Source organism: Bacillus sp. E214 (genome assembly GCF_008087365.1).
GTDB lineage: Bacteria > Bacillota > Bacilli > Bacillales > Pradoshiaceae > Pradoshia.
On the sequence record NZ_VENN01000007.1, the window covers coordinates 51825 to 65022 of the forward strand.

Annotated in this window: 12 protein-coding genes; 10 read left to right on the forward strand and 2 right to left on the reverse strand. The window is 39.0% G+C overall.

The annotated features are described in order from the left end of the window. Positions 1-85: 85 nt before the first annotated feature. Positions 86-568, reverse strand: coding sequence for a ribonuclease E activity regulator RraA (rraA, locus tag FHY47_RS17130; protein WP_148631233.1), 483 nt, complete (start codon positions 566-568; stop codon positions 86-88). Positions 569-714: 146 nt separating this feature from the next. Between rraA and FHY47_RS17135 the strand changes: the two genes are divergently transcribed. Continuing rightward, a complete protein-coding gene (locus tag FHY47_RS17135; protein WP_225983639.1) occupies positions 715-1614 on the forward strand; it encodes a diacylglycerol/lipid kinase family protein in 900 nt (299 codons plus the stop codon). A 68-nt stretch (positions 1615-1682) separates the two neighbouring features. Beyond that, a complete protein-coding gene (locus FHY47_RS17140) occupies positions 1683-2492 on the forward strand; it encodes an AAC(3) family N-acetyltransferase (RefSeq protein ID WP_148631235.1) in 810 nt (269 codons plus the stop codon). 164 nt (positions 2493-2656) lie between these two features. Here the strand turns inward: FHY47_RS17140 and FHY47_RS17145 are convergent, their stop codons facing one another. Beyond that, a complete protein-coding gene (locus FHY47_RS17145) occupies positions 2657-3265 on the reverse strand; it encodes a histidine phosphatase family protein (RefSeq protein WP_175354241.1) in 609 nt (202 codons plus the stop codon). A gap of 181 nt (positions 3266-3446) precedes the next feature. Here FHY47_RS17145 and FHY47_RS17150 point away from each other — a divergent pair, with 181 nt between their 5' ends. The 8 genes from FHY47_RS17150 to FHY47_RS17180 all read left to right on the forward strand — a co-directional run bounded on the left by FHY47_RS17150 (position 3447) and on the right by FHY47_RS17180 (position 13005). Then, a complete protein-coding gene (locus FHY47_RS17150) occupies positions 3447-3782 on the forward strand; it encodes a metal-sensitive transcriptional regulator (protein ID WP_066102506.1) in 336 nt (111 codons plus the stop codon). Between the two features lie 12 nt (positions 3783-3794). After that, the gene (gene copZ, locus FHY47_RS17155) at positions 3795-4001 is read left to right on the forward strand and encodes a copper chaperone CopZ (RefSeq protein ID WP_066102503.1); all 207 of its coding nucleotides are present in this window, start codon (positions 3795-3797) and stop codon (positions 3999-4001) included. A gap of 74 nt (positions 4002-4075) precedes the next feature. After that, positions 4076-6487: a heavy metal translocating P-type ATPase gene (locus FHY47_RS17160; protein ID WP_140462288.1), complete on the forward strand. Its 2412-nt coding sequence runs from the start codon at positions 4076-4078 to the stop codon at positions 6485-6487. A 145-nt stretch (positions 6488-6632) separates the two neighbouring features. Then, the gene (locus FHY47_RS17165) at positions 6633-8999 is read left to right on the forward strand and encodes a penicillin acylase family protein (protein WP_148631237.1); all 2367 of its coding nucleotides are present in this window, start codon (positions 6633-6635) and stop codon (positions 8997-8999) included. 391 nt (positions 9000-9390) lie between these two features. Then, positions 9391-10158, forward strand: coding sequence for a hypothetical protein (locus FHY47_RS17170; RefSeq protein WP_139892878.1), 768 nt, complete (start codon positions 9391-9393; stop codon positions 10156-10158). 193 nt (positions 10159-10351) lie between these two features. Further along, entirely contained in the window at positions 10352-11425 is a 1074-nt protein-coding gene (locus FHY47_RS17175) for a D-alanine--D-alanine ligase (protein ID WP_148631239.1), read from the forward strand. Between the two features lie 23 nt (positions 11426-11448). Continuing rightward, positions 11449-11625: a hypothetical protein gene (locus FHY47_RS19055; protein WP_187393506.1), complete on the forward strand. Its 177-nt coding sequence runs from the start codon at positions 11449-11451 to the stop codon at positions 11623-11625. Positions 11626-11637: 12 nt separating this feature from the next. Further along, positions 11638-13005, forward strand: coding sequence for a UDP-N-acetylmuramoyl-tripeptide--D-alanyl-D-alanine ligase (locus FHY47_RS17180; RefSeq protein WP_066102488.1), 1368 nt, complete (start codon positions 11638-11640; stop codon positions 13003-13005). Positions 13006-13198: the final 193 nt, after the last annotated feature.

Genomic DNA, 13198 nt, shown 5'->3' on the forward strand with positions numbered 1-13198 from the left:
ATACATTTAGCAACAATAAGAACAAGTGTTCGTTTTAAGTGGAAATAATGACTTTCGACTCATCAAAAAAGCCGAGATATATTTATCACGACTTGGATTCCAATGGTTTTTCTGAAATAATAATCCCATCATCATCAGCATACACAAATTGTCCAGGAGTCCATTCTACGTTTCCGAATGATAGTGTTCCGCCTTTTGTACCTTCGCCTCTCTTTTTACTTTTAAATGGGCATGTTCCAATCGCTTTTATTCCAACTTCTATATGGGCCAAGTCAGCTGAATCCCGGACACAGCCATTAATAATGATTCCGTTTATTTTTCTCTCAGCTGCAATGGCTGCCAACTGGTCACCCAATAATGCACAATTTAGAGAGCCCCCACCATCTACAACTAAAATAGTTCCAGGCTCAATTGTTTCCAAGCTTTCTTTTACCATTGAATTGTCTTCATATACCTCAACGGTTCGTATTTCGCCCTGAAATTCCTTTTTCTTACCATAAGAATAGAAAGGGGTTTTACATAGACTTAACCTGTCAGCGTACTCATCACATAAATCAGCCGTTTTCATGGAAACATCCTTTCAAAATTTAGTTGCAAGTTAATTATATTGAATTTTCTGTAAAATTTCCATTTATTAAGAGATGAATGTTTCTAAATACCGGCTTCATGGGAATATAAGAGATACAAGTTTTCTGAAGATAAGGAGAAAAAATAATGAGTATGTTTAATAAGGTACTATTTATTTACAATGGTTCTGCCGGTCAGACAGAAACAGATCGGGCACTTGCCGCCGTACTCCCTGTAATTAGTACTGAAACGAAAGAATTAAAAGTGGTGCAAACGGAAGAGGCAGGTGAAACCAAAAAAATCTGTCTTAAGCTTGGGGAAGAATATGACCTTGTTATTATCCTTGGTGGAGATGGAACGGTACATGAAGCTGTCAATGGGCTTGCTGCTCTGGATAAGAGGCCTGTTTTAGCTATTTTGCCGGGTGGTACATGTAATGATTTCAGCAGAATGCTTAATATCCCGCAAAATCTAAAAAAAGCGGCAGAGACAATCATGAGTGGCCAACAAGTTCCGGTAGATGTAGGAAAAGTTAATGATGACCACTACTTTCTTAATTTTTGGGGGATCGGGCTAATCACCCATACATCAAGCAATATTGATGAAAACCAAAAGAGATTAATGGGGAAAATGAGTTACTTTATTAGTGCATTACGAACGGTGAAAGAGGCAGAGACATTTCATTATAAAATGAAGACTGATCAAGGTGAGTATGAAGATGAGGCAGTCATGATCATGGTGCTGAATGGGAAATTCATTGGATCTAATCAAATCCCTCTGCCATCCATTAATATGGATGATGGATTATTTGATGTATTAGTAGTGAAAGAATCATCATTTGGTGCGTTTCTTGATTTATTTTCACTTAATTCTCCTGATATAAACCTAAATGATGCTGAAACGAGGCTGTTTCATTTGCAGACCAAATCATTGTCAATTGAAACAGAAGAAGTGCTGGACGCGGACACAGATGGCGAAATTTATTTGGAAACTCCAGCAACTTTGGAAATCCTAAAGCATCATATACACATGATTAAGGGTTATTAGTACCTTGGGGTTACAAAGTACTTCTTTTCCTTTAAAATGATAGAAAAGCCAGAATCGGAAGTGAGTCTATGTCTAAGTTGATAGAAAATACACCATTTCCCCGTACAAGAGAGGTGCTACGTACTGACATGCGCGAATTGGGGTTAAAAAGAGGTATGAATGTCCTTGTTCATTCCTCGCTATCATCAGTTGGATGGGTGAATGGAGGGGCTGTTGCCATTATTCAGGCATTGATGGATACTGTTACAGAAGAAGGAGCCATTATCATGCCGGCTCAATCTGCGGATTTGTCGGATCCGGCTGAATGGTTGAACCCACCAATCCCTTGGGAGTGGTGGGAAACCGTGAGAAATACAATGCCAGCTTTTGAACCTGCTATTACACCTACATATGGCATGGGGAAAATTGCAGAGCTATTTCGTACATATCCAGGTGTTTTAAGAAGCAACCATCCAAATGTTTCGTTTACTGCATGGGGTAAGCGTAATGGTGAAGTCCTTGCCAATCATCAATTGGAAAATGGATTGGGTGAAGGATCTCCACTAAGAAAACTCTATGATTTAGATGCTCATGTCCTGTTTATCGGAACGAGCTATGAAACGAACACCTGCTTTCATCTGGCAGAGTATCGATCTGGTACCAGGGAAGTAATCCAAAAAGGTACTCCCATTTTTGTAGATGGAGAGCGGAAATGGGTGGAGTATACGGATATTGAATATGATGATACTGAATTTGATACAATCGGAAATGCTTTCGAACAACAGTACTCTGTTAGGAAAGGTAAAATCGGCAGTGCTGATTCCAAGTTATTTTCCTTTTGCGAGGCAGTTGATTATGCAGTAGAATTTTTTAAAAATGAAGCGAAGGCGAAGGTTTAGCTTTATAGTTGATTACCCAAGAATGAGAGTCTTTTATTTGCCATGTCTTTTTTACTTGGTGGCTGTCTCCGGCTTGATTAAACTTCCTCACTGATCTCCACATCTATCCTGTACAAAAAGAGGCTTTCCCAACAACTTGACTATGGGAAAGCCTCTTGGATTATTTATTCTACGTGCTGCATATCATTTTCGAATAAAAGTTCCATTTTACCATCATGAAATTCAAGCTTCGTTAAACTTGTATTCCCTGGCGGTGTCGCTTTAAAGACATCTGAAAGTGGTGTGTTTTTAATATGCGTAAGCAGAACACGCAGGAAAATAGAATGGGTCACAATAAGGATGGTACCGGAAGGGTTTTCGTTTATAATTCTTTCGAACACATCGACAGCTCTTTTCTTGAGCTGATTAAAGGTTTCACCTGTTTCTGTCTCAAATAAATGTGGCGTTTCCCAAAAGATTTTAAATTCCTCAGGAAATTCTGCCTCAATCTCATCTCTAATGCGCCCGTCCCAATCTCCAAAATGCATTTCACGTAAGTCATCTTCCTTAATCAGGCTAATCTCACGATCACCGATGATATATTGAGCTGTTTCATAAGCACGTTTTGATGTACTGCTGTACACTTTATCAAGTTTTACATCAGCAAGCCTCTTTCCAAGAGCTTTTGCATCATTAATACCTTTTTCGGTCAGTTCGCCATTTCCCCAGCCTTGCATAATACGATTGACATTCCATTCTGTAAGTCCATGTCTAGTTAAGTAGATTGTTAGCAACGTACATGTCTCCTTTGCAATTTGTGAATAATCATAAGTATAACGCAATCAAGGTTGGATAGAAAAACAATGGATTGTCAGTCTAATTTTAAAAAGATCGATCATAAGTGATAAACGTTGAAGAATATACTATAGGGGGGTATAGTATATTTAATAATAGAAAAACGGGAGGGAGGTCACTATGAGCGAGATAGAGATTACTGAAGATATGGGTAATCATTGCCATCATGACCAAGAACGAAAAAGCCATCATTCTGATAACGTAAAAAAAAATTTGATCAGTCGTTTAAATAGGGTTGAAGGGCAGATTAGAGGGATTAAAGGCATGATTGAAAAGGATGTATATTGCGATGATATTATAACCCAGATTGCAGCTACACAATCAGCCCTGAATGCTGTTGGAAAGTTGATGCTTGAAGGCCATATGAAATCATGTGTGGCAGAAAGAATTCAACAGGGTGATATGGAAGTACTCGATGAAGTATTAATTACCATACAAAAATTAATGAAAAAATAGGAGGAATTTAAAATGGAAACAACGATCTTAAATGTAAAAGGTATGTCCTGCGAGCATTGTGTGAAAGCAGTCGAAGGCAGTGTAAGTGAGTTAAACGGAGTTAGTTCTGTGAAGGTTACATTGGATACGGGAAAAGTGGAAGTCCAATATGACCCGGCAATGGTTAATCTAGAAACAATTAAAGAATCTATTGATGAACAAGGATATGATGTCGATTAATATATGATTCGAATTAATAGGCTAAGCCACGCCCTATTTAAATAATGCAAGTTCAACAATAAGGTGGTGAGTTTATGAAGCATGTCCATTTGCAGATTACGGGAATGACCTGTGCCGCCTGTTCAGCAAGGATTGAAAAGGTACTGGGGAAAATGGAGGGAGTTAAAGAGGTAAATGTGAACTTAGCCACTGAAACATCTGCTATTCTTTATGATCCTACTCTCTTATCAGCGAACGATTTAAGAGGAAAAATAGAAAAGCTAGGGTACGGGGTTACGACTAGAGTATCGGAACTAATGATTACCGGAATGACCTGCGCCGCCTGTTCAGCAAGAATTGAAAAGGTATTGAACAAGACGGAGGGTGTCTTAATTGCCAATATAAATCTGGCCTTGGAATCCGGCACGATTGAATATTCTAGCAGTGAGTTATCTGAGGAAGATCTCATTGCCAAAATAGAAAAACTAGGCTATGGTGCTTCACCAAAGGAACAGCATAAACAGGAAAGTGAAGACCCGAGGCAATCGGCTATAAAAAAACAACAGCTTAGGTTTATAGCAGCTGCTTTCCTTTCATTGCCACTATTATGGACGATGGTAGCCCATTTTTCTTTTACCTCCTGGATGTATATACCGGATATTTTACTGAATCCGTGGGTTCAGTTGGCTTTAGCGACACCTGTTCAATTCATTATTGGTTGGCAATTTTATAAAGGGGCCTATAAGGCTCTGCGAAATGGCAGTGCCAACATGGATGTATTAGTGGTGCTTGGTACATCTGCTGCCTATTTTTATAGTTTATATGAATCTATAGTAAAAAGTGGGCATCATCATGCTGAGATGCCGCATCTTTATTTTGAAACAAGTGCCATTTTAATAACTTTAATTTTACTGGGTAAATTATTTGAGGCTAAGGCAAAAGGCCGTACATCAGATGCGATTAAGAAGATGATTGGCTTGCAGCCTAAAACGGCGATTGTCATTCGTGATCAAAAAGAAGTGAAAGTTCCGCTTGCCGATGTAGTAGTAGGGGACTTAATCTATGTGAAACCCGGAGAGAGAATTCCAGTAGATGGTGAAGTGCTCGATGGCAGCTCAGCTGTGGATGAATCCATGTTAACGGGTGAAAGTGTTCCGGTTGATAAAAATCCAGGGGACCAAGTCTTCGGAGCCACCATTAATAAAAATGGTGCATTAAAGATGAAAGCCATTAAAGTGGGTAAAGATACAGCCCTATCCCAAATTATTAGAGTGGTTGAACAGGCACAGGGTTCGAAAGCTCCAATTCAGCGGTTAGCGGATAAAATATCAGGTATCTTTGTTCCGATTGTAGTGGGAATAGCCGTTTTGACATTTATAGCATGGTATTTTATCGTGGATCGTGGAAATTTTACTACGGCACTAGAAAATATGATTGCTGTTCTTGTAATAGCCTGTCCATGTGCGTTAGGGTTGGCTACGCCGACATCCATAATGTCTGGGTCTGGCCGGGCAGCTGAATTTGGTATTTTATTTAAAGGCGGAGAGCATTTAGAGACCGCTCATCAGATTAATACCGTACTGTTGGATAAGACAGGGACAATAACGAATGGTAAACCGATTTTAACGGATATTATACCAATCGGAAATTGGGAGCAGGAAAAACTGTTAAAACTCATAGCGGCAGCAGAGAAACCATCCGAGCATCCTCTAGCACAGGCAATAGTCGAAGCAGCCCATGAACATAATCTGGAGCTTACAGAGGCAGTAGATTTTCAAAGTACTCCTGGATTTGGAATTCGCGCTTCTGTTGGGCAGGATAAAGTCCTGGTAGGAACGAGAAAATGGATGACGGCTAATCAGCTTGATATCACCTCAACTCAGCCTTTTATGGAGGATCTTGAGAAAGAAGGGAAAACGGCGATGATTGCCGCGGTGAATGGAAATGTGGCTGGTATCATTGCTGTTGCTGATACGATTAAAGAGACATCCGGACAGGCGGTGCAACGTCTAAGGGATATGGGCATCGAGGTGTGGATGATTACAGGAGATAATCAGAGCACCGCGGAGACAATCGCAAAGCAGGCGGGTATTCAACATGTGATTGCTGAAGTTCTTCCAGAAGGAAAGGCGAATCAGATTAAAAGATTCCAATCTGAAGGAAGAAAAGTAGCGATGGTCGGCGACGGAATTAATGATGCTCCGGCCCTAGCGTTGGCCGATATCGGTATTGCTATCGGAACAGGTACAGATATTGCAATAGAAGCAGCGGACATTACCTTGATGAAGGGCGACTTAAATGGAATTGCAGATGCGTTTTATTTAAGTAAGCAGACGATGCGTAATATTAAACAAAATCTATTTTGGGCTTTTGGCTATAATACCCTTGGAATTCCAGTGGCGTTTATGGGACTGCTCGCCCCTTGGTTGGCAGGTGGTGCTATGGCATTCAGTTCGGTGAGTGTTGTCTTAAATGCCCTGCGCCTTCAACGAATTAAGCTAAAGTAAATAGAGTGAGGAAATGCCGACATGGTATGTGTCGGCATTTTTTTGCGTTGTATAACAAGTATAAGCAGCTGAGGCAATGGTTTAAAACAAATAAAGGAAACTCTCATCTTTTATAGAATGTAAAAAGCATGAGAGGTGGGATATTATGGAAATGGAGATTCCAAGGAAACGGGTGTCAAAGGGGAAGAAAATTAGTTTATGGGTAATTGCTATTTTAGTAGTCATTCTTATAATTGGTTCACTGGGAGCGGTTTATTTTGTTAAACGGCCTTTACCGCAAATGGAAGGTGAACTTGAACTTTTGGGTTTACATAATGAGGTAGAGGTTTTGCGTGATCAAGAAGGAGTTCCGCATATAAAGGCCGATGATACACAGGATTTATTTTTTGCCCAAGGTTATGTACAGGCTCAGGATAGGATGTTTCAAATGGATTTATCAAGAAGGCAGGCATCAGGCAGATTAAGTGAAGTAATAGGGGAAGCCATGCTTAAAAACGATAAATATTTCCGAACGCTAGGTTTGAGGAGAGCTGCTGAAGATTCTTATGAATCCTATTCACCGGAGGCAAGAGAAATACTTCAGTCATTTGCTGAGGGTGTAAATACCTACATAAAAGAAAAAAAGGCCAAAGGGAAATGGCCGATAGAATTTACCTTTCTTGGGTATGAGCCAGAGGAGTGGACTCCGATTGATTCACTGACGATTGGTAAGTATATGGCTTTTGATTTGGGAGGAAACTGGAACAGTCAGGCTTTTCGTCACTATTTGCTGCAAAGTTTCCCGAAGGAAAAAGCATATGAACTATTCCCAAGCTACCCTGCAGGAGCACCAGTGAATATAACCAAGGATGAACTCGACATAGAAGGCAGTTTATCTTCTTCTGTTGTCCCGAATGAATATAACGGAAGCAATAATTGGGTAGTCTCAGGTGAGAAGACCCAATCTGGAGAACCATTATTGGCGAATGATCCACATTTATCTTTGGCCACCCCCTCTGTTTGGTATCAAAATCATTTGGAAGGGCCTGGCTATAATGTTAGCGGTGTCATATTTGCCGGTATTCCTGGAATCATTTTAGGTCATAACCTAACTATTGCATGGGGAGTTACGAATGTGGGTCCTGATGTACAGGATTTATATATTGAGAAGAGAAACCCTGAACAGGAAGATGAATTTCTTTACAAAAAAGAATGGGAAAAAGCTCAGGTTATTCATGAGAAGATAAAGATAAAAGGACAGAAATCGGAGGATTTTAAAATAACCATTACACGTCATGGGCCTGTCATCTCAGAATTTTTAGGAAGTGTTGGCAAGGAGCATGTTTTGGCTTTAAAGTGGACCGCTTTGCAACCCTCAAATGAGCTGGAAGCCGTGCTTAATATGGGTAAATCAAAAGATTGGACCGAATTCGAAAAAGCGCTGGAGGATTTTGAATCGCCGGCACAAAATTTTGTCTTTGCCTCAAAGGAAGGAACAATTGCTTATAAGGCTAATGGGAAGATTCCTATTCGAAAAGATAAGCAGGATGCTCTTTTACCGGTAGAAGGCTGGACGGGAGAAAATGAGTGGGTTGGATATATTCCATACAACGAATTACCGCGTACGATTAATGCTGAAAAAGGATACATATCAACGGCTAACAATAAAGTAACAGATGAACACTATCCGTATCATATAAGCCATGATTGGGCCCAGCCCTATCGCCAAATGAGGATTGATGAAGTTCTTTCAGGCAATGATAAATTAACGATTGAAGAGATGAAGAATTTGCAAATGGATCAGCGAAATCTGCAGGCGGAGGAGTTCCTGCCGAAGTTTATAGAAGAACTATCAGAGACTAAAGAAACAGAGGCCATTGATGTTTTAGAGGACTGGAATTACATGGATGACAAAGAAATGGCAGCTCCGTTACTCTTCCAACTATGGATGGCAGAAATCTCGGACACCTTATTCGCAGATGATATATCTGAAGAAATGCTCACCCTTTTCAGAGGCAGAAAGCAAGCTGTTGATCAGCTTCTTAGAAAAGCGTTAAATGGTGAAAAGAGTATTTGGATTGAAGACAAGGGTGGCTTAAAGACGGTGCTGGAAACCAGCTTGAAGAAAGCTGTTACAAAAGGGAAAGAGATACAGGGAGGGGTTCTTTCTAATTGGAGATGGGGGGATTATCACCAAATTCAATTTAAGCATCCGCTATCCTCAGTCAGTCCTCTTCAATATGTGTTTAATTATAAGGGGGAACTAGAGAGTGGGGGAAGTGCGGTTACGGTTCAGGCAGCTGGTTACGATACGAAGGGAACTATTAATCATGGAGGATCATGGAGGTTTATTGCGGATCTCTCTGATTTATCCAAGGCCTCACATATAGTCGGACCAGGACAGTCCGGGCAATTGGGAAGCGAATGGTACCAAAACCAAATGGAAGATTGGGTTACAGGGACATATCATCTAACGAAACTAAATGAAAAGAATGGAGTCAAGCTCCGGTTAATACCAAAAATAAAAAGGTAGTATTTTCCGAATAAGTAAAATAATTTAAAACGGTGCGTAAGTTTAGTAATGTTGGGAAAAAAGTCTTATAATTTTATACGAGAAAGTTTGAATCTTTTAAAACAGTGGGATTATATAATTTTAATCTTTATTTAAAAAATAAGGCTGGTGCCTACTCACTTTTTGCTACAGGTCAGATTAAAGGATTACCAATGTTACAACAACTTTACAATATAATTTTTTTACGGTTTTTTGAATCTTTTTTGGTTTAATATCGTCTAGAATAAAGGAGAAACTATTTACACCGATAGGATAAGCAGGGGATAGGTAATTAGATGTAGGCTTGACTAATCAAAATAGTCTAATAGCCACCTAACATCGTATTGATGAAGACATGCCGGAGGGGTTTGTATTGAAACATGGTAAAAGAGATTTTATATACCTTCATAAACAAGAAGCTGAGCATTTTGTAGCTTCATTTGGCATAGACTTTTTTAGTTTTATGCAATCGTTGAAAGAGCCGCCGCCAAATGTTTTATTATTGGATCATCCTTTTATGGATGTTGAATATGATATGCATACACAGTTTAATTATGTTTCCTTTCCCTCATATAAGAAATATTATAAAGAAAGTGGGAAGGAGTATGGGCATATAAGCTGGATTGATTTTGAGGATATTGAGGGGCTGGAAGAATTAGCTCCATGGGAAATCGCTGAAATCCTGTATATCAGACATACATTTAACCATCTAAGATCTCCCTTTTATCCAAAATTAAATAATCGGTTTGTCTATTTAACATTAGAGGATGGCTTTTATAATAAAGTTTATTACCGGTATTGGAATGATTTTTACCAGTTAATTTCCAAGCTAATTCCTGAGCATGTGGAGATAAATAAGCCGGATCGATTATGGCTGGGCGGTAGAAAAAAAACAGAGAACGCAATAATCCCTACAGAGATTCTGAAACAGTTATCCCCTTTGTTTAATGAGGGCGTAATCATTAGCTTTCATAAGTCAATTCAAACAAGACAAACTATCGAGATTCCAGTATGGGTTGTTGGAGATTATCGGCATGAAGATGAGCTAAGAGATGAGTTAAGGACGATTTATCAAAAGCGGCAAACTGTTAATCTCGTTTATCAGAAGAAAATGAAAGAATGGGTCATAGATGGAAAATAAACCTCCTGTAAAATTAAGGAGGTTTTCCTAATTTATTATACAGATATTCAGGTTCACAAATTATGTTCGAATATGCATATAATAAGAAGAATATAAGTTTTGCCTATAAAAAGTACCTGTCACATATTAATTTAATGTTCTGAAAAGGAAATGATACAATATATTATGTATCAATTAACGGAGGGTAAATTCAATGAAAATTAAACTAGGATTATTATATGGTGGAAAATCTGCTGAACATAAAGTATCCATGCAAACTGCTATGGCAGTCATCAAAGCATTGGATTCATCTAAATATGAGATACATCCGATTTACATAAATGAAGAGGGGGAATGGATTAAAGGACCGCAATTACAAGGACCAGTTGAATCTGTTAAAGAGCTGGAATTTGACCACAGAAGTCAGGCTGTTCAAACAACTGGTTTTAACAGTATTATCGCTCACGGATCTGATGATGCATTCGATGTTATTTTCCCATTATTACATGGCCCTAATGGCGAAGATGGTACAGTGCAGGGGTTGCTCGAGCTGCTTAATATTCCGTATGTAGGAAATGGTGTTCTTGCTTCTTCAGCAGGTATGGATAAAGTAATCATGAAGAATATATTTGCCCAGGCTGGGTTAGAGCAGGTTGGTTATGTTTCTTATTTACGTTCAGAATGGAGCGGAAATGAAGAAAAGGTATGCCAAGAGGTAGAAAAAGCATTGGGATATCCATGTTTTGTTAAACCGGCTAACTTAGGTTCCAGTGTTGGGATTAGTAAATGTGAAAATGCTGAAGAGCTGCATAAAGCATTTGAAGAGGCATTCCAATTCGACCGAAAAGTAATCATTGAAGAAGGTGTTACTGCAAGAGAGGTTGAGATTGGCGTTATTGGAAATGATTATCCTGAGTGTTCTGTTGCAGGGGAAATTATTCCGAAAAAAGCGTTTTATGACTATAAAGCTAAATACGAAGATGGCGATACAGCATTGGTAATACCTGCAGAGATTTCTCAGGAAGAATATCAAATGCTGCATGACATGGCAATTAAGGCATACAAAGCATTGGATTGTTCCGGGCTTGTAAGGGCAGATTTCTTCCTTACACATGACGGAAAAGCTTATATTAATGAAGTAAATACAATGCCAGGATTTACGCCATTCAGTATGTTCCCATTACTTTGGAGCCACACTGGAGTGGAATATCCGCAATTAATTGAAAAACTGATTAATTTAGCTATTGAAAGACATGCTGAAAAGCAAAAAATTAAATATACTATTTAATATAATGTAGCCTGGCTGTATAAATGAGAAATGTAAGAATCTGCGCATTAGATATTCTCGATGGGTTGATTTACGAACATCATTTCCGGCTTATTACTATTGATAGGGTTATGCATACTCAATTAAACGGCAGAGGAATGCTGTACAGCCGATTATTTAATTGGCTGTATCTGTTTTTTTTCAGGGATGATAAAGGGTAATGGAGGATTAATATGATCAAACGTACATTGGCTGAAATTGCAGCTATGGTAGATGGCAGCATAAATGAAGGTTTCAAAGATATACTTGTTTCAGGAGTAACAAATGATACAAGAAAAATCGAGGAAGGCAATCTATTTGTTCCTTTGCAGGGTGAAAATAGCAATGGACATAATCATGTAGAGGCAGCATTCGCTCAGGGAGCAGCTGCTACATTTTGGGAATCAGATGCACCGAATCCTCCTGAAAACAGAGCACTGATTTTTGTTAAGGATAGTTTAAAGGCATTACAACAGTTATCTAAAGCATATTTACATGAATTGGATACGAAAGTGGTCGGAATTACAGGCAGTAATGGGAAAACGACTACTAAAGATATGACCGCCTCGATCATGAAAACAAAATATCGGGTACATAAAACAAGTGGAAATTATAACAACCACATTGGATTGCCACTTACGATTCTGTCTGCTCCGGAAGATACAGAAATCCTGATTCTAGAAATGGGAATGAGCAGCAGTGGGGAGATTTCACTCCTTTCACAGATTGGACAACCTGATGTAGCGATTATTACTAATATTGGTGAGGCGCATTTACTTGACCTTGGTTCTCGCGAAGGAATTGCAGACGCCAAAATGGAAATTGTCGAGGGTTTAAAGAAGGATGGAACACTCATTTTTAATGGGGATGAACCTCTTCTGCTAAGCAGGGTATCCAAGCATGCCTATAAACAGATTACCTTTGGCAGCAGCATAACAAATGACTATTATCCTGTTCAAAGCAAAGCAGGAGAGAATGAAATGGAATTTACAATTGATGTAGATGGTAATCATCCTTTCGTATTGCCGCTCTTAGGCAATCATAATGTGCTGAATGCATTGGCGGCGATAGCTGCTGGCAGAACGATGGGAGTCTCCTGGGAACAAATCACGACAGGCCTTGCTGAAGTAAAACTATCTAATATGCGGATGGAAGTATCCTTTGGAGCGAGAGGCGAAAAAATCATAAACGATGCTTATAATGCCAGCCCGACTTCAGTTAAAGCAGCTATTGAATTAGTGAAAGGGATGACAGGTACGGGCAAGAAGATTCTTGTACTAGGCGATATGCTTGAATTGGGACCAGAGGAAGAGATGTATCACTCCAAAATGGGTGAATTAATCACAGAGGAGATTGATTATGTCTTTACGTATGGTAAATTGGCTGAAAAGATTGCCGAAGGTGCTGCAGAAAATTTGAATAAAGAACGCATTTATCATTTCAGTGATAAGGATCAATTATCATTGAAGTTAAAAGAAGTCATTGATGAACATTCTATTGTGTTGGTCAAAGCTTCGAGAGGGATGAGGCTTGAAGAAGTCGTTCGTAGCCTTCAAGACTAAACCTTAAAGATATACTATCCCACGATGTCATTCATTCTTTAAGGATGAATGACATTTTTAAAAATTTCATACATATCTGCATGATTTGAATGAAATCTGGGTAATATATAACTGTATGTAAATAGAGGTTATTTATTAGTTAATTGGCGTTTTTATGCTGCACACTAAACTAGGTTAGTTAATCAATCGATTG